Source organism: Geodermatophilus sp. SYSU D01105, from assembly GCF_054050095.1.
In genome coordinates this window covers 1-16653 of the sequence record NZ_JBJGYR010000019.1, presented here as the reverse complement: position 1 = coordinate 16653, position 16653 = coordinate 1, and the positions used below count along the sequence as shown (strand labels likewise).

Here is a 16653-nt window from a genome sequence, read left to right as displayed (position 1 = left end):
GTTCAGCCCCGCGGCGACGCGGGCCTCGAGGAGCCGCGGGCCTGCCTGGTGAGCGTGCCGAGGGCGACAGTCCATCGAGGCTGTACGCCTGCACCACGAACGCACGGATGTTGACCGCTGTGTGCTGGGGTGACGTAACGACGGGCGTGCAGCTCCAGGCGTCTATCACTCATGATCCGGCGGAGCCAAGCGCCTGCTGCTGTTCACGGATGCGCCGGGCTTGCGCCCGGCTGGCCGCTGCGGCCTCGGCGTTCCCCTGTCGCTCCTGAACAGCCGCGAGGGCATTGAGCTTGATGGCGACCTTTGGGTGATACACCCCGTAGGCGGTGGCGTCGACCTCGACCGCCCGGCCGAGCGCGGCTGCTGCCGAAGCTAGATCGCCGAGCTCGGCCTGCACCTGTCCGAGCCGGTACAGCGCAGCGGCCAGCAGCGGATGCACCGCCCCCAGCACCCGCTCGGAGTCGATGACCGTGCGCTGGAACAGCGGCAGCGCCTCATCTAGCCGCCCAGCCTCCCGATAGGCGGAGGCAAGGTTGCCGCGACTGGTCAGCGTGTCGGGGTGTTCCGGACCCAGAATCCGCTCGCGGTCGGCGAGAGTGCGCTCGAACAACGCCACCGCCTCGTCCCGCTGCCCGGCGTCCCGGTAGGCGATAGCGAGGTTGTGCCGGCTGGCCAGGGTGTCGGGGTGTTCCGGGCCCAGGAGCCGCTCGGTGTCGGCGAGCGTGCGTTCCAACAGCGCCACGGCTTCCGCCAGCCGGCCGACGTCCCGATAGGCGACCGCGAGGTTGTGCCGGCTGTCCAGGGTGTCGGGATGCTGCAAGCCCAGCAGGCGCTCACGGTCTGGAAGGGTGTGCTCTAACAGCGCTAATGCGTCCGCCGGCCGCCCGGCGTTCTGGTACGCGACGGCGAGGTTGTTTCGGATGTCCAGGCACTCAAGGTCGTCCGGGCCCAGAATCCGCTCGGCGTCGGCGAGCGCGCGCTCCAACAGCGTCAGCGCCTCCGCCGGCCGCCCGGCGTCCTCGCAGGCGAGGGCCAGGACGCTCTGGATGGCCAGGCTCTCAGGGTTGCCCGGGCCCAGAAGGCGCTCGGCGTCGGCCAGCGCGGGCTTCAACAGCGCCAGCGCCTTCGCGGGGCATCCGGCATCTTGGTAGGCGAGCCCGAGGTTGCTGCGGTTGGCCAACGTGTCGGGGTGGTCGGGACCCAAGACCTGTTCGGCGGTGACGAGCAGGGTGGTCCAGTAGGCGACGGCCTGGCCGAACAGCCCGCCGGCAGAGCGACTGCGGCCGGCGCGGAACAGCACCGGATGCTCGTCCGGAGTCCATAGCGGGCCTGGACTGGTGGCGACGAGGGCGTCGGTGTTGTCGCGCAGGCTCTGGGCCAGCAGGGCGTGACGGGGTTCGTAGTCCTGTTCGGGCCAGACCTGGATCAGCGCAGCTGCGGCGGTGTGGGCGGCGGCGTTGACCTCCGCCGGATGGGCCTGTTCGCGGGCGGCGCGCTGCACCAGCGCGTGCAACCGCACCGCACCGCCGCCACCGCCTTTGCCACCTTCGCTGGATACCAGGGTGATCAGGCTGAGCCGGTGCAGGTTGCTTAGTGCATCCTCCACCTCGTCCACGGGCACCTCAGCGGTCGACGAGTTGGCCCGGCGCAGAACCCGCTTTTCCTTCAATGCAGCGAGGTGGCTGCGTACAGCGTTGCTGGTGAACAGGCCGGTGGGGATGCCGTGTGGGTCAAGCTGGGCGGCCAGCGTCAGCAGCCGGCGGGCCAGCCCGGCCGGGGCCAGCCGGTCGGCCAGCTCGATCGACAGCGACCAGGTGGTGGCCACGGTGCCGGCGTAGTCGCCAGCGGCTGCGTCCGGTGGCAGGGCTAGCTCGAGGCGGCGCTGCGCCAGCCGGCGGCGGTAGGCGGCGCAGGTCAAGTCGCGGTCCCGCATGTAGGCGGCGGCCTGCGCCAGCGCTAGCGGCAGCCGGCCTAGGTCCTCCGCCAACTCCCCGGCCTGCTCAAGGCGTTCGTCATGCTGGCCGTCGGGGTCCATCCGGCCGTTCAGGAAGGCGATGGCCTCGTCGGGGGTGAACAGGTCGACGTCGACAACGGTGCCGCGGTCGGCGAGTGCGACATCCCGGCGGCGGGTGGTCACGAGCACCCGCCCGGTGCGACCCTCCGGCCACAGGCCTTTCAGGTCGGCCGGGTCGGTCAGGCCGTCGAGCACCACCAACCACCGCTTGTCCGTCTCGGCGAGCCAGGCCAGGAAGCGGGCGGCGACCTGCTCGGTGTCCTCCCCCGCCGGCGGGGACGCCACATCCGCGCCGGCCTGCGCGTAGCCGGTGACGATCGCGTCGCGACTCGTGGCGGTCAACCACATCAGCAGATCCAGCTGATGGGCGTCCCACAGCCGGTGGGCGTAGGCGGCGGCCAACTGCGTTTTGCCGACCCCGCCCATCCCCGACACCACCCCGGTCAGCACCGCCGTCCCCGACGCCACCCCGAACACCCGCTCAAGATCGACCGCAAAGTCGGTCCGCGGCAGGTAGCCGGCGGCCACCGGCGGCACCACGCCCACCCGATGCGGCCACGACACCGGCGGCCGCTCCGAATAGTTGATGACCTGGTGAATCTGCGCGCCCAGCCCGGTGGCGATGATCCCGAGGTTGTCCCGCCCCGACGCGACGGCTCCGGTCCCGGTTGCGTTGACCTCCGGCTGCTCGATCACCGAGGCTCAGTCCCGGGATGTGAGGAGCCTGCTTCTTCCGCGTCTGGTCCATACCGCTGTTCCAGGTCGCGGATGCGCTGTGCCCGCGCCCGAGCCGCCGCCCCCTCTTTAGGCTGCCCCTGCTGCTCGAGCACTGCCGCGAGAGCCTCGAGGTTAGGGGCGATCTCTGGGTGTTGCGGCCCGTAGGCGGCGGTGTCGACCTCCACCGCACGACCGAACGCAGCCGCCGCCGAGGCTAGGTTCCCCAGCTTGGCCTGCGCCTGGCCGAGTCGACACAGAGCCAGGGCCAGCTGTGGATGCGCGGGGCCCAGCAGCCGCTCGGCGTCGCCGACCGTGCGCTCGTACAGCGGCACCGCCTCCGCCAGCCGCCCAGCCGCCCGATAGGCGTCAGCCAAATTATTGCGGCTGGTCAGGGTGGCGGGATGGTCCAGGCCGAGCAGCCGCTCCGCGTCGGCGAGGGTGCGCTCGAACTGTCGCACCGCCTCGGCCGGCCGCCCAGCCGCCCGGTAGGCGTCGGCCAGGTGGGCCCTGCTGGCCAAGGTGTCGGGATGGTCGGCGCCCAGGAGGCGCTCGCGGCCGGCGAGGCTGCGCTCGAACAGCGGCACCGCCTCGGCCGGCCGCCCAGCCGCCCGGTAGGCGTCGGCCAGGTTGGCCCGGCTGGCCAGGGTGTCGGGATGGTCGGCGCCCAGGAGGCGCTCGCGGCCGGCGAGGGTGCACTCGAACAGCGGCACCGCCTCCGCCAGCCGCCCAGCCAGCCGATAGGCGTAGGCCACGTTGTTCCGGATAGTGAGGGTGTCGGGATGCTCGAGGCCGAGCAGCCGCTCCGCGTCGGCGAGGGTGCTCTCATACAGCGGCACCGCCTCCGCCAGCCGCCCGGCCGCCCGATAGGCGTCAGCCAAATTATTGCGGCTGGCGAGGGTGGCGGGATGGTCGGCGCCCATGAGGCGCTCGCGGTCGGCGAGGGTGCGCTCGTGCAGTCGCAGCGCCTCGACAAGCCGCCCGGCCGCCTGATAGGCGTCGGCGAGGTTGTTGCGGCTGCCCAGGGTATGGGGATGGTCAGGGCCGAGAATCCGCTGGCGGTCGGCGAGGGTGCTCTCATACAGCGGCACCGCCTCCACCAGCCGCCCAGCCGCCCGATAGGCGTAGGCCAGGTTGTTGCGGCTGGTCAGGGTGTCGGGATGGTCGGCGCCCAGGAGGCGCTCGCGGTCGGCGAGGGTGCGCTCGTGCAGTCGCACCGCCTCCGCCAGGCGCCCCGCGTCCTGGTAGGCACCGGCTAGGCCGGCCCGGCTGGTCAGGGTGTCGGGATGGTCGGCGCCCAGAATCCGCTGGCGGTCGGCGAGGGTGCTCTCATACAGCGGCACCGCCTCCACCAGCCGCCCAGCCGCCCGATAGGCGTAGGCCAGGTTGTTGCGGCTGGTCAGGGTGTCGGGATGGTCGGCGCCCAGGAGGCGCTCGCGGTCGGCGAGGGTGCGCTCGAACAGCGGCACCGCCTCCGCCAGCCGCCCCGCGTCCCGGTAGGCACCGGCGAGGGCACTCCGGCTGGCGAGGGTGTCGGGATGCTCCGGGCCGAGGATCCGTTCGGCGGTGGCGGTCAGGGTGGCCCAGTAGGCGACGGCCTGAGCGATCAGCCCGCCATCGGTGCGGCTGCGGCCGGCGCGGAACAGCACTTGGTGGGCACCGGGGCACCACAGCGGGGTAGTGGCGGCGCGAGCCAGGACGTCGGTGTTGTCGCGCAGGCTCTGAGTCAGCAGCGCGTGCTCGGGCTGGTAGTCCTGTTCGGGCCATGCCTGAAGCAGTGCGTCCGCCGCGGTCCGGGCCACCGCCTCGAGGTTAGGCGGACGGGCCTGTTCCCGGGTGGCCCGCATAACTAGGGCGTGGACGAGCACCGAGCCCGCGCCGGCCTTCTCTTGGTCCCAAGTCAAGGTGACCAGGCTGAGGCGGTGCAGGTTGCGCAGCCCGAACTCGACGTCCTCGACTGCCATCGGGGCCGCTACGTCGGATGGTGGGAAGACCGGCGCTGACGAGCGATGCAGCAGCCGGCGCAGCAGCCCGCCGCGACGCGGGACCGTCGACATGACCTCGGCACGCTGCGCCGTCCGATGGCCGCTCACGGCGAGCGTGGCACCCGCCGGGCCCCGGGCGACGGACAGGTAGGCGCGGGCGGCTTTGGTGGTAAACAGGCCGGTGGGGATGCCGTGCGGGTCCAGTACGGCGGCCAGCGTCAGCAGCGCCCCGGCCAGCCCGGTCGGAGGCAGCCTGCTAGCCAGCGCAACTGACAACGCCCAGGTAACGGCCACCGTGCTGGCGTAGTCGTTGCCGGAGGTGGCTGGCAGCGCGGTCTTCAGTTGCTGTTCGGCCAGCAGCTTGCGATAGCCGGCGCAGGTCAGCGGCTGCTGGTCGAGGATGTAGGCGGCGGCGTGGGCCAGCGCCAGCGGCAGCCGGCCCAGGTCCTCGGCCAGTTCGCCGGCCTCCGCCAGCCGCTCGGGATGCCGGCCGTCGGCGTTCAGCCGGCCGGTCAAGTAGGCCGTCGCCTCGGCTTCTGTGAACAGGTCGACGTCGATGATGGTGCCGCGGTCCGCCAGTGCGGCGTCCCGGCGGCGGGTGGTCACCAGCACCCGCCCGGTGCGGCCCTGCGGCCACAGGCCGCGCAGGTCGGCGGGATTGACCAGGTCGTCGAGGACCACCATCCACCGCTTATCCGTGGCCGCCAGCCAGGCCAGGAAGCGGGCGGCGACCTGCTCGGTGTCATCCCCCTCGACTGGGTGCGCCACGTCCTCGCCGGCCTGTGCATAGCCGGTGACGATCGCGTCGCGACTCGTGGCGGTCAACCACATCAGCAGATCCAGCTGATGGGCGTCCCACAGCCGGTGGGCGTAGGCGGCGGCCAACTGCGTTTTGCCGACCCCGCCCATCCCCGACACCACCCCGGTCAGCACCGCCGTCCCCGACGCCTCCCTCAGCACCCGGTCCAGATCCACGCCCGGGTCGGTCCGCGGCAGGTAGCCGGCGGCCACCGGCGGCACCACGCCCACCCGATGCGGCCACGACACCGGCGGCCGCCCCGCATAGCTGACGTGGGTGGTGACGGTCCCGAAGTTGTCCCGGCCGATCGCGACCGCGCCCGCACCGACGGCGGTGACCTGCACGTGCCCGATCACGGGCGGCTCAGCTTCCCGGCGGCGCACCCGGCGCGGGCGACGGCGCCGGCGCGTAGGTCGTGGTGCTGATGCTGCCGGTGTTGTCCCGACCGACCGCGACCGCGCCCGGCCCGCTGGCGGTCACCGTGGCCACGTAGCTGCCCACCGCCGTCGACGCCCCCGCTTCCAGTGGGCTGCCGGTCGCCGGGCGCTGCTCGCCGCGGAAGGTCACGTGCTGCCCGTACGCCAGCTCCAGCAGCCCGCGCAGCGCCGCCACCTGCTCCAGCAGCCGCCCATCGGCCGGATCCGGCCGTGTCAGCCCGTCGGCGTAGTCGGTCAGCTCCCGGCGCAGCTCCAGCAGCCGCGCCTCGTTGCCGGCCACCACGTCCAGGTCCACCGGCCGCTCCACCAGCGACCCGTCCAGCACCTCGACCGGCCCGGTCGGCACCGTCGGCGGCGCCGCCGCGGCCTGCTCGGCCCGGTCCCGCCGGCGCTTGAGCAGCTCGGTGACCTGCCCATAGAGGAACGTGATTCCCCCGGTCAACGCCGCCCCACCCAGCGCACCCAGCGACAACGGATCCACCACGGCCGCCCTCCCCACGCCTGCGCACAGATCGAAGGTCAGCCTGACAGCCCACCCGTCACCAACGCGTCACCACCAACCACGACCACCGCACCCAGAATGGCGCCCATCCCAGAAGGAACCGGACCAGCCGCGGCTGTCGGCCTCAGGAGGGTGGCCTCACCAACGGTCCCGTGCAGCCAACCCATGTCGGATCACACAGATGTGGAGCGTCGTCTTCCCCGCCTGCGTGCCCCCGGCGACGAGGATGTTGAGCCCGGCAGCGACCGCCGCCTCGAGGAACCGCGCCGCCTGCCCGGTCAGGGTGCCCAACCCGACCAGCTCGTCGAGCGAGTGCGCCTGCAGCACGAACTTGCGGATGTTGACCGCCATGTGCCGGCGGGTGATGTCCGGGATGACCACGTGCAGCCGTGACCCGTCGGGCATGGTCGCGTCCACGAACGGGGTCGACATGTCGATCCGCCGTCCCGAGGTGCGCAGCATCCGCTCCACCAGGTCGGCCAGCTCGCCCGCGCCCAGGATCGTCGTGGTCAGCTCCGACCGGCCGCGACGGGCGACGAACACCCGCCCGGGCTCGTTGACCCAGATCTCCTCGACCTCCGGGTCGTCGAGGTGGCGCTGCAGCGGGCCGAACCCGGCCACCCGGTCCAGCACGTCCCGGACCACCGACTCCGGGTCGACGATCGGCGGCAGTGCCGAGGTCAGCGAGCGCTCGGAGTAGTCGGCGACGACGTCGCGCACCAGCACCCGTACCGGCGCCGGGTCGATGAACGGGTCCAGCCCGCGACGGCGGATGAGCTCGCGCACCTCGCCGTCGACGACCTCCAGCGCACTGGTCGCAGTCGGCACGCCCACCCCCGTCGGCCTGTCCGGTTCCGGATCTCAGGACGACGGACTGTAGGAGAACGCAACCGTCCGCGGGGCGCGTGAGAGACGGTCTGTGGACGACGCCGCTGGAACGGCACCCGGTCGGGTGTCACCCGCCGCCGACGGTCACGCCGTGGAGCGACCCCGCGGGGAGGGTGTGCCGGCGGGTGCTCGTGCTCTGCATCCCCGCGGTACGCAGAGCACGAGCACCCGCAGAGCGACCTGCCTCGCCCGGGTCCGGGGACGGCGCCCGGGGTCACGGGGCGGCCCCCCGGCTCGGGAGACGAGACCCGGGGTCAGGGGACGGGGACGGCCACCACCACGACGTTGTCCGCGTAGTTGCCGGTGCGCTCGTCGAAGGCCCCGCCGCAGGTGACCAGCGCCAGCTGGGGCGGCCCGTCGGTGCGGAACAGCTCCGGCGGCAGGGCCGACTTCGGGATCGACGTCCGCGAGGCCACCGCGTACCGGTGCCTGCCGCCGGCTGCGTCGGCCACCTCGACGACGTCCCCCTCGCGCAGGGACAGCAGCCCCTCCAGTGGGCCGGCGCCGTAGCGAGCCGAGTCGACGTGCCCGGCGACGACCGCCGTCCCCGCCGCGTCCCCGGGCACCGCTCCCCCGGCGTACCAGCCGAGCACCGTCGGCCGCTCGGGCAGCTGCAACGCACCGGAGGCCAGCACCCCGACCGGCACCAGCGACACCGGGTCCGGGGTCGTGGCCGACGGCAGGGACAGCGCCACCGGCGCCGGGGAGGCCGGCGGCACGGTGGGCGTGGCCGGCGGCGGGGACGGGACGGCCGGCGGCGGTGTTCCCGGCGCCGGGGCCACGGCCGCCACCGGCGGCCCGATGTCGGGCGCGTCGGCCCGGGGCTGCACGCGGGTCAGCGCGAGCCCCGAGCCGACGAGCACCACGCCCGCGACGACCAGCACCAGGTGCCGGAGCCGCGGGCCTCTCACGCGGCGGTCGCCCGGCGGCGGGCCAGCCCGACGGCCCCCGCCACGAGCGCCAGCGCGCCCATGCCGGTCAGCGCCCAGCCGGTGGCGCCCAGGCCGTCGTCGGCCGCCTGGCCGCCGGTCCCACCGGGCACCGACGTCGGGACGCCGTACTGCTGGGCCGCGGCCCGCAGCTCGGACAGGTGCTGCTCGACGACCGGGGTGGCCGCGTTCGCCAGCTGGAGCACCGTCTGGTCGGAGCCGTTCTGCAGCTCGCGCTGCGTGGCGGCCAGCGTGGTCGAGTGCGACCCGATCTGCTGGGCGATCCAGGCGGTGTCGAACGCCTGCCCGGAGTTCTGCTGCACCGCGGCCAGCTGCTGCTGTTGCTCGGCGGTCGGCCCGCCGGGCAGCTCGACGCCGAACTGCTGCGCGGCCTGGGTGAGCTGCTGGTCGAGCTGGGTGTGCATCTGCACGAACATCGCCCCGAGGTCCCGCACCTCGGGGGTGGTCGCCGACTGCTGCGCGGCGTTGCCGGCGGCGATCTCGGCGAGGTTGCTCTGGTGGGCGGCCTGCATCCAGGTGACGTCCTGGTCCGACGGTGCGGCCAGGGCGGGGGTGGAGGTCAGGACGAGGGTGCCGAGCACCGCCGCCGGGAGGAGGACGAGACGGGACAGTCTGCGCATCCGGGTGAGCTCCGATGGGTCGAACGGGTCACGGCCGGGGCGCCTCCTGCCCAGCACCGCTGAGGGACCCCGCCGCCCTACCCCGCCCAGATGTGTCTCACGCAACCAGATGGAGGGCGATCGTGTCGTGAACCGCCGGGCCGCCGACGAGCCGCAGGGTTGCTGGTCAGCGCCCCCGGCTCGCACGGCGCCACTCCTGCGGCGGGACGCCGTGCGCGGCGCGGAACCGCCGGATCAGGTAGCCGGCGTCGGCGTACCCGACCCGGCCGGCCACGGCCGACACGGTGAGGTCGGTCTCCGCGAGCAGCCGCCGGGCCTCGGCGAGCCGGCGCTCGGTGATCCACTGCTGCACGGTCCGCCCGGTGCGCCGGCCGACCACCGTGGTCAGGTGGCCTGGGGAGAGCCCGACGGCGTCGGCCACCTCGCGCAGCGACATCGGCTCGGCGAAGCGCCGCTCGACGACGTCGAAGACCGCGGCCAGCAGCGGCTCGTCCCGCAGCCGCAGGTGCCCGGGGACGCCGGCGGCCAGCCGGGCCAGGTCGACCAGCAGCAGCGTCAGGATGGCCAGCGCCGCCTCCGCGTACCCCTCCCGCCGCTCCCGGAGCTCGCGCTCGAGGTCGGCCAGCCGGCGCGACCACGCCGTCCGCTCCGGCTCCGGCACGCTCAGCCGCTGCACGCCGCCGGCCCGGCCGCCGACGAAGGGGAACAGCAGCGGGTGCGCCCGCCAGGACCCGAAGCTGCCGGGGCTGCGCCGCTCGACGGCGTCCGGCGGGAAGTAGACCGACCACACCACGGCGTCGGCGAGGTGGGCCGAGAGCTCCGGGACGACCACCTCCCCGGGGGCCACCACGAACAGGTCCCCGGCCCCGACCTCCCACGTCCGGGCGTCGACCCGCAGCCGGCCGGCGCCCCGCTCGACGTAGCTGAGGACGAGGAAGTCGTGCGCGTGCGGATGGGAGGGCGGGGCACCCGCGGGCGCGTGGGCGCCCTCGAACCGGGAGACGGTCACCGGCGGAGCGCCCGCCTCGCGCGCGTAGCCGTAGACCGGTGCGCCGTCGACCTGCCGGCCCTGCAGCACCCGGCCGACCGGCGCCGGATCGTCGGAAGAACGTCCCATACCGCCCGAGGTCCCGCCCTTGTCCGCACGTCCTGAGCGGCCGAGGGTAGCGGAGAGGATCCCGAAGATGGTCCCGTCCGCGGTGGCGGGCCGACCGCCGAGGAGGCACCCCATGAGCGAGGTCAGCACCCGGACCGCGGTGACCGGCGAGGAGCGCGCCTTCCTCCCCGGGATGGCCCGGGAGTGGCTGCTCCCCCTCTACGACCCGATGACCCGGCTGTTCGGCGTCGACCGGCTGCACCGGCGGCTGGTCGACCAGGCCGGCCTGCGCCCCGGGCAGCGGGTGCTCGAGATCGGGTGCGGCACCGGCAACCTGCTGCTCGCCGCGAAGCGGGCCGAGCCCGCGGCCGTCCTCGTCGGGCTCGACCCGGACCTGGGCTCGCTGGCCCGGGCCCGCCGCAAGGCCCGCCGCCGGGGGCTGGCCGTCCAGCTCGACCGCGGCTACGCCGACGAGCTGCCCTACGGCAACGACAGCGTGGACGCCGTCCTCTCGTCGTTCATGCTCCACCACCTCCCCGACGACCAGCGGGAGCCCGCGATGCGGGAGGTGCTGCGCGTGCTGCGGCCCGGCGGCGCCCTGCACCTGCTCGACGTCGCCGGTGGGGTCACGCCCGCCGAGGGTCGGCGCGCCCACCGCGGGCACCGGCACGAGCACGCCGGGCCGCACGCGGTCGACGGCATCCCGGACCTCCTCCGGCGGGCCGGCTTCACCGACGTCGCCGAGACCGGCTCGGGCGAGCACCGCCGGATCGGCCGGTTCGCCGTCTACCGCGCGACCGCCTGAGCCCGGGCGCCGGTCAGCCGGCCAGCTCCGCGACCGCGTCGACCAGCGCGTCGCCGTCCAGCAGCACCCGGTCGTTGTGGTCGGCCCCGGGCACCTCCACCAGCCGGTGCAGGCCGGCCGCCGCGGCGGCGACGGCGCGGCTCTGCTGCGGCGGCACGATCGAGTCGGCGTCCCCGAGCACGACCGTCGTCGGCACCCGCACCGCGGCGATCTGCTCGGCCAGCGGGTAGCGGTCGCGCAGCAGCGCCCGCACCGGCAGGAAGGGGTAGTGCACGCTGCCGACGGCGGCGAGGTCCACGAACGGGGAGCGCAGCACCAGGCCCGCCGGCGGGTGCTCGGTCGCGAGCTCGGTGACCACCGCGGCACCCAGGCTCTCCCCCAGGTACAGCAGCCGCTCCGGCGGGACCTCGGCCTCCTCGACCAGGTACGCGCGGGCGGCGCGGACGTCGGCGGCCAGGCCCTCCTCGCTGGGGCTGCCCGGGTTCCCGCCGTAGCCGCGGTAGTCGAACAGCAGCACGGCCAGCCCGCGGTCGTGCAGCGCCCGGGCGAGGGGGGCGCGCAGCCCGCGGTGCCCGCCGTTGCCGTTGGCGACCAGCACCGCGGGCGCGGCCGGGTCGGGGCCGGGCACGAACCAGGCGCCCAGCGCCAGCCCGTCTGCGGTGGTCAGGACGACGTCCCGCGCGCCGGGCAGGACCGCGGCGGCGGCCGGCAGGGGACCGTCGTCGGGGAGGTAGACCAGCCGGCGCTGCAGCCCCCACAGCAGACCGGTCAGCACGGCCAGCACCGCGAGGACGACCACCCCGGCCCGCAGGAGTGCACGCACCGCTCCCTCCGGATGGAGCCGACGACCGCGGTACCTGTCCGACCGTCTCCCGGCACGCCGCCCGCTGCCGTCAGCCGTCGTCCCCGGACTCCGCCTCCGCGGCGTCGTCGAGCACGGCGCAGAGGTCCACCGCGTCGACCTCGGCGCTCAGGATGTCGGAAGCGACGACGGCCTGGGTCGCCGGGTCGAAGACGACCCGCCCCAGGACGACACCCTCCTCGTAGAAGAACAGCTCGGGCAGCCCGGCCCGGAGGAAGGCCTCTCTGTCCACGGCGTCGTAGGGCAGGAAGATGGAGGGTCCCTCCCACTGGAAGACGTCCTCCGAGCCGTCGGCCGACAGCAGGTCCCACCCGGGCCCGGAGATGTCGAGCTCGTCGATGGTGGCGCCGTCCGACTGACGGGCGAGGTCGACGGTCTGGTTCCCGCGCACCTCGACGTGCCGGCTGCCGTCGGAGAGGGTCCGCTCCCGCTGCTCCACCTCCCGCACGTCACCTGAGGAGAGCGTCACCACCGACCCGCAGGCCGCGACGTCGACAGGCGCGTAGTACTCCTCGGGCACGGGCTCCCAGCCGCCGTCGGCGGGGTCGGGCTCCTCCGTCGCGGAGGCACCTCCACCCGTCGTCAGCACCAGAACCGTCGTCACCGCCCCGACCCAGGTTCGTCGCACGCGGACCACACCTCTCCGGATGCCCCCGTGCGCGGCGCAGCCTAGACACGGCGCCCACACCCGGCCCCCATCCGGGACCCGGCAGTACGGAACCGCCGCGTTCCGTCTCACGGCGTGCGCGTGTCACCACTGGTCGACCACTGGTGTCGGTCAGCGGCGGCCGGGCAGGACGGCATCGACCAGGTGCGGGCCCGGCTCGGACAGCGCCGCGCGCAGCCGGTCGGCCAGCTCCTCGGCCGTCGTCGCCCGGGTGGCCGGCACGCCCATGCCGGTGGCCAGGGCGACGAAGTCCAGGCCCGGGCCGCCCAGGTGCAGCAGCTGCCCGGCCCGCTCGCCGTCGCCCCGCGCGCCCACGCGGGACAGCTCGTTCTCGAGGATCGCGTAGGAGCCGTTGTCGCAGACGACGACCGTGACGTCGAGCCGCTCGCGGGCCATCGTCCACAGCGCCTGGATCGTGTACATCGCGCTGCCGTCGGCCTGCAGGGCGAGCACCGGCCGGTCCGGGCAGGCCACCGCCGCACCGACCGCCATGGGCAGCCCGTCACCGATGGCGCCGCCGGTGAGCGAGAGCCAGTCGTGCCGCGGCGCCCCCGAGGTCAGCTCGGCCAGGCCCACGCCGGAGGTCAGCGCCTCGTCGACCACGACCGCCCCGTCCGGCAGCAGCGCCCCGACCACCGCGGCCATCGACCGCGGGGTCAGCTCGCCCGACGGGAGCTCGGGGCGGGAGGCCTCCAGCAGGTCCGGCTTGGCGTCCGGCGCGGCGAGCTCGGCCAGGGCCTGCAGCGCCGACACGCCGTCCTCACCGCGCGCCGAGAGCACGTGCACCGTGCAGTCCTGCGGCACCGGGGTCCCCGGGACCCCGGGGTAGCCGAAGAAGTGCACCGGGGCGGTCGCCCCGGCCAGCACGAGGTGTGCCGTCCCGGCCAGCGCGGCCATCGCCATCTCCGGCGGGTAGGGCAGCCGGCCGACGTCGGGCAGGCCTGCCCCGCGGACCATCCGGGTGGGGAACGTCTCGGCCAGCAGCCGCGCGCCGGTGCCGGCGGCGACCTGCCCCGCGGCCAGCAGCCCGTCCTCGCTCGCCACGACGTCGCCGCCGAGGAGCAGGACCGTGGGTTCCCCGGTGGCCAGCGCGGCGGCCACGTCGGACACCACGGCGGCGGGCACCTGCGGCGCCGGCCGCACCCGCACCGGGTCGGCCGGCGTCGCGCCCTCCTCCCAGGAGACGTCGGCGGGGAGGACGAGCGTGGCGACCGCCCCGCGGGCCGCCGCGGCGACCGCCTCGGCCGCGTCGGCGGCGACGTCGGCCGGGGACAGCGAGCGGCGCACCCACCCCGACACCACCCCGGCCAGCGCGTCGACGTCGGACTCCAGCGGCGCGTCCAGCCGCTTGTGCGAGCGGGCGTGGTCGCCGACGACGTTCACCACCGGCGCGCCCCCGCGCCGCGCGTTGTGCAGGTTGGCCAGGCCGTTGCCCAGGCCCGGCCCGAGGTGCAGCAGGGTCGCCGCGGGGCGGCCGGCCATCCGGGCGTAGCCGTCGGCCGCACCGGTGGCCACCCCCTCGAAGAGGGTCAGCACGCCGCGCATCTCCGGCACGTCGTCCAGGGCCGCGACGAAGTGCATCTCGGAGGTGCCGGGGTTGGCGAAGCAGACGTCGACCCCGGCCCCGACGAGCGTGCGGATGAGCGCCTGGGCGCCGTTCACCGGACCCGCCCCGCACGACCCCGCTGCGCGACGGTCACGGCAGGTTCGGCATACCGGCCTGGATCTCGCGCACCTCGAAGTGCGCCATCGTCGCGCCCCCGGTGGCGAAGTTGGCGACGTCGGCGGCGGCGGACTTGCCCTCGGGGGAGGCGAACGCCTTGCCCATCGCCTCCTCGGACTCGAAGTCCAGCTCGGCGACGAGGTAGGGCGCCTGCTGCGAGGGGTCCATCCCCTGGGCGTGGCCGACGGTGAACTTGAGCACGCCCGGCATCTCCATCGCCAGCGGGACGTGGGTGTCGCGGTAGTACTCGTCGAACGCCCCCGGGTCCTCGGGCTGTCCGTAGCTGACCACGAGCCTGTGCACCATCTGGACACCTCCATCCGGCCCGGGCCCCGCTGCCCGGGAGTGGCCCCCACCCTGGCAGGAGCGGGGCCACTCCCGCGACCTCTAGAACGTGATGACCAGCCGGCCGCGGATGCCGCCGCCCTCGAGCAGCCGGTGGGCCTCGGCGCCCTGCTCGGCGGGGAACGTGCGCGCCACCCGCAGCGACACGACCCCCTGCTCGGCCAGCTCGCGCAGCCCGTCGAGGCGCGCCTGCTCCTCGGCGTAGGTCCGGACCAGCACCGGGTGCACCCGCAGCCCCCGCTGCCCGTCCCCCCGGTAGCCGCGGACCGTGGCCACCGTGCCGCCGTCGCGCACCGCGGGCAGCACCCGCTCGTCCTGCACCGACCCGTCGGCCAGGCCGTCGACCCCGTCGGGGTACCGCTCGCGGATCCGGTCGGCGACGTCGTCCCCGCGCCGGACGACGACGTCGGCGCCGAGGTCGCGGACCAGCTGCTCGTCGTCCTCGGACGCATCGGCGACGACGGTCAGCCCCTCGTGCCTGGCCAGCTGGACCACGTAGCCGCCGAACGCGCCGGCGGCCCCGGTGACGGCGAGCACCTGTCCCGGCTGCAGCGCCATGCGGTCGAGGGCCAGCCGGGCGGTGAGCCCGTTCATCGGCAGCGTCGCGGCCTCGGCGTCGGTGCTGTCCTTCGGCGAGCGGGCGACCGACCCGACCGGGACGACGAGGTCCTCGCGGTAGCCCCCGTGCGCGCCCGAGGGCAGGACGATCGCCATCACCCGGTCGCCGACCTGCAGGTCGGTGTCCACCCCCGGGCCGATCTCGGCGAGCACGCCGGCGGCGTCCATCCCCGGCACCTTGGGCATCTCAGCCACCGGGTCGCGGTCGGCGTAGACGCCGTTGCGGACGTAGGTGTCCGTGGGGTTGACCGTCGCGGCGGTCACCCGCAGCCGGACCTGCCCCGCCCCCAGCGGCTCCGCGGGGACGTCGACGACGTGCAGGGCCTCCGGGCCTCCGTACTCGGTCACTCCGACAGCTCTCATGGCCACTGCCGGTACCCCGCCGATGCTCCTGCCGTCCTTCGGCAGCGGGTTCGTGCCGGTGGAGTCGATGCCGGCCGGCCTGCGCTGGTTCGCCGAGCACCAGCCCTTCACGCCGCTGATCGAGACGCTGCGCGGGCTGCTCACCGGGACGGCGATCGGGTCCAGCGCGCTGGTCTCGGTCGGCTGGTGCGCCGCCATCGCGCTGGTCGGCTACCTGTGGGGGCGACGGGACTACGAGCGCCGGCCGGCCCGCTGACCTCCACGCCGGCCGGCGTGTCGGGAATGGGTCGCCCGCGGCCGTCGCTGGACGGGGCACCCCCCCCCCGAACGTGAGAGGTCGCGCATGCCCGCACTGCTGCAGCACCGCCCCACGCCCGCCGCGACGGAGGGGACGCCGCGCCGCCGCCGGCGGCTCCTCCGCCGACTGGTCGTCGCGGGGGTCGGCGTGGCCGTGCTGGTCCCCGTCGCCGCGCAGGTGCGCGACTGGCTGCCGGGCGACCCCCTGGAGCAGGAGGTGGTCGACCGCAGCACGACGCCGCTGCTGCTGGCTCTGGACGACCTGCACGAGTACCACGCGGCCACCGGCACCTTCCAGGTGGTGGTGGACCGGGAGGTCGACACCCGGTACGTCCCGTCGGTGATCAGCGGCGAGCGGGTCAGCTTCCTGGCCACGGGCACCGCGGACGCCTCCGTCGACTTCACCGGGCTGGACGCCGGCCGGGTCGAGCTCTCCCCGGACGGGACCTCGGCCACCATCGAGCTGCCCGCCCCGACGATCGACGAGGTGCGGATCGACCCGGCGCAGAGCCGGGTGCTCGACCGCGACCGCGGGCTGCTGGACCGGGTCGGGGACGCGATCGGTGACGACCCGGTGGACGACACGGAGCTGTACGCCCTGGCCGAGGACCAGCTGGCCGGAGCCGCCGCCGCCAGCGACCTCGTCGCCCGCGCGGAGGACAACACCCGCAGCATGCTGACCACCCTGGCGCAGTCGTTGGGGGTCGAACAGGTCGAGGTCCGCTTCGCGGGGGCCCCCGGCGCCGCCGGCTGAGAGAGGTCCCCGGCGCCGCCGGGTGACGTGGTCCCCTGCGCGTGCTCGTGCCCTGCGTGCACCGGGCACGCAGAGCACGAGCACCGGCCGGACACCCCCCCCGGCCCCGGGGGGGGGGGGGGGGGGGGGGGGGGGGGGGGGGGGGGGGGGGGGGGGGGGGGGGGGGGGGGGGGCGGGGGGCGGGGGGGGTGGGTGGCGGCGCGGGTTGGGTGGG

The 16653-nt window shown here is 75.0% G+C and carries 15 protein-coding genes; 3 read left to right on the top strand and 12 right to left on the bottom strand.

The genetic code is table 11. The features are described 5' to 3' along the window. Positions 1-169 precede the first annotated feature (169 nt). The 7 genes from fxsT to ACI79I_RS17770 form a co-directional block, all read right to left on the bottom strand. Positions 170-2710, bottom strand: coding sequence for an FxSxx-COOH system tetratricopeptide repeat protein (gene fxsT / locus ACI79I_RS17800; protein WP_456993651.1), 2541 nt, complete (start codon positions 2708-2710; stop codon positions 170-172). Continuing rightward, on the bottom strand, positions 2707-5868 hold the full coding sequence (locus ACI79I_RS17795) for a tetratricopeptide repeat protein (protein ID WP_456993650.1): 3162 nt from the start codon (positions 5866-5868) through the stop codon (positions 2707-2709). The genes fxsT and ACI79I_RS17795 overlap by 4 nt, the downstream gene beginning before the upstream one ends. Before the next feature lie 7 nt (positions 5869-5875). Then, positions 5876-6433 carry a hypothetical protein gene (locus tag ACI79I_RS17790; protein WP_456993649.1) on the bottom strand — a complete coding sequence of 186 codons (558 nt, stop codon included), beginning with the start codon at positions 6431-6433 and terminating at the stop codon, positions 5876-5878. A 156-nt stretch (positions 6434-6589) separates the two neighbouring features. After that, a complete protein-coding gene (locus ACI79I_RS17785; protein ID WP_456993648.1) occupies positions 6590-7279 on the bottom strand; it encodes an ATPase, T2SS/T4P/T4SS family in 690 nt (229 codons plus the stop codon). Positions 7280-7593: 314 nt separating this feature from the next. Further along, a complete protein-coding gene (locus ACI79I_RS17780) occupies positions 7594-8250 on the bottom strand; it encodes a class F sortase (protein WP_456993647.1) in 657 nt (218 codons plus the stop codon). After that, entirely contained in the window at positions 8247-8909 is a 663-nt protein-coding gene (locus ACI79I_RS17775; protein ID WP_456993646.1) for a DUF4142 domain-containing protein, read from the bottom strand. Before ACI79I_RS17775 ends, ACI79I_RS17780 begins: the two co-directional genes overlap by 4 nt. 166 nt (positions 8910-9075) lie before the next feature. Then, positions 9076-10026: an AraC family transcriptional regulator gene (locus tag ACI79I_RS17770; RefSeq protein WP_456993645.1), complete on the bottom strand. Its 951-nt coding sequence runs from the start codon at positions 10024-10026 to the stop codon at positions 9076-9078. A 112-nt stretch (positions 10027-10138) separates the two neighbouring features. Between ACI79I_RS17770 and ACI79I_RS17765 the strand changes: the two genes are divergently transcribed. Then, positions 10139-10810: a class I SAM-dependent methyltransferase gene (locus ACI79I_RS17765; RefSeq protein WP_456993644.1), complete on the top strand. Its 672-nt coding sequence runs from the start codon at positions 10139-10141 to the stop codon at positions 10808-10810. A gap of 13 nt (positions 10811-10823) precedes the next feature. Here ACI79I_RS17765 and ACI79I_RS17760 read toward each other — a convergent pair whose 3' ends face one another. The 5 genes from ACI79I_RS17760 to ACI79I_RS17740 all read right to left on the bottom strand — a co-directional run bounded on the left by ACI79I_RS17760 (position 10824) and on the right by ACI79I_RS17740 (position 15373). Continuing rightward, on the bottom strand, positions 10824-11633 hold the full coding sequence (locus ACI79I_RS17760) for an alpha/beta hydrolase (protein WP_456993643.1): 810 nt from the start codon (positions 11631-11633) through the stop codon (positions 10824-10826). Positions 11634-11703: 70 nt separating this feature from the next. Next, positions 11704-12300: a hypothetical protein gene (locus ACI79I_RS17755; protein ID WP_456993642.1), complete on the bottom strand. Its 597-nt coding sequence runs from the start codon at positions 12298-12300 to the stop codon at positions 11704-11706. 150 nt (positions 12301-12450) lie between these two features. Then, positions 12451-14001 (bottom strand): acetolactate synthase large subunit, encoded by a 1551-nt coding sequence (locus ACI79I_RS17750; RefSeq protein WP_456993641.1) that lies wholly within the window; start codon positions 13999-14001, stop codon positions 12451-12453. Positions 14002-14035: 34 nt separating this feature from the next. Next, positions 14036-14368, bottom strand: a complete 333-nt coding sequence (locus tag ACI79I_RS17745) for an EthD family reductase (RefSeq protein ID WP_456993640.1) — start codon at positions 14366-14368, stop codon at positions 14036-14038. A gap of 81 nt (positions 14369-14449) precedes the next feature. Next, a complete protein-coding gene (locus tag ACI79I_RS17740) occupies positions 14450-15373 on the bottom strand; it encodes a quinone oxidoreductase family protein (RefSeq protein WP_456993639.1) in 924 nt (307 codons plus the stop codon). 13 nt (positions 15374-15386) lie between these two features. Between ACI79I_RS17740 and ACI79I_RS17735 the strand changes: the two genes are divergently transcribed. Together ACI79I_RS17735 and ACI79I_RS17730 are read left to right on the top strand one after the other, a co-directional pair. Further along, entirely contained in the window at positions 15387-15644 is a 258-nt protein-coding gene (locus tag ACI79I_RS17735; RefSeq protein ID WP_456993638.1) for an ABC transporter permease, read from the top strand. 87 nt (positions 15645-15731) lie between these two features. Then, positions 15732-16439, top strand: coding sequence for a DUF4230 domain-containing protein (locus ACI79I_RS17730; RefSeq protein ID WP_456993637.1), 708 nt, complete (start codon positions 15732-15734; stop codon positions 16437-16439). Positions 16440-16653 lie beyond the last annotated feature (214 nt).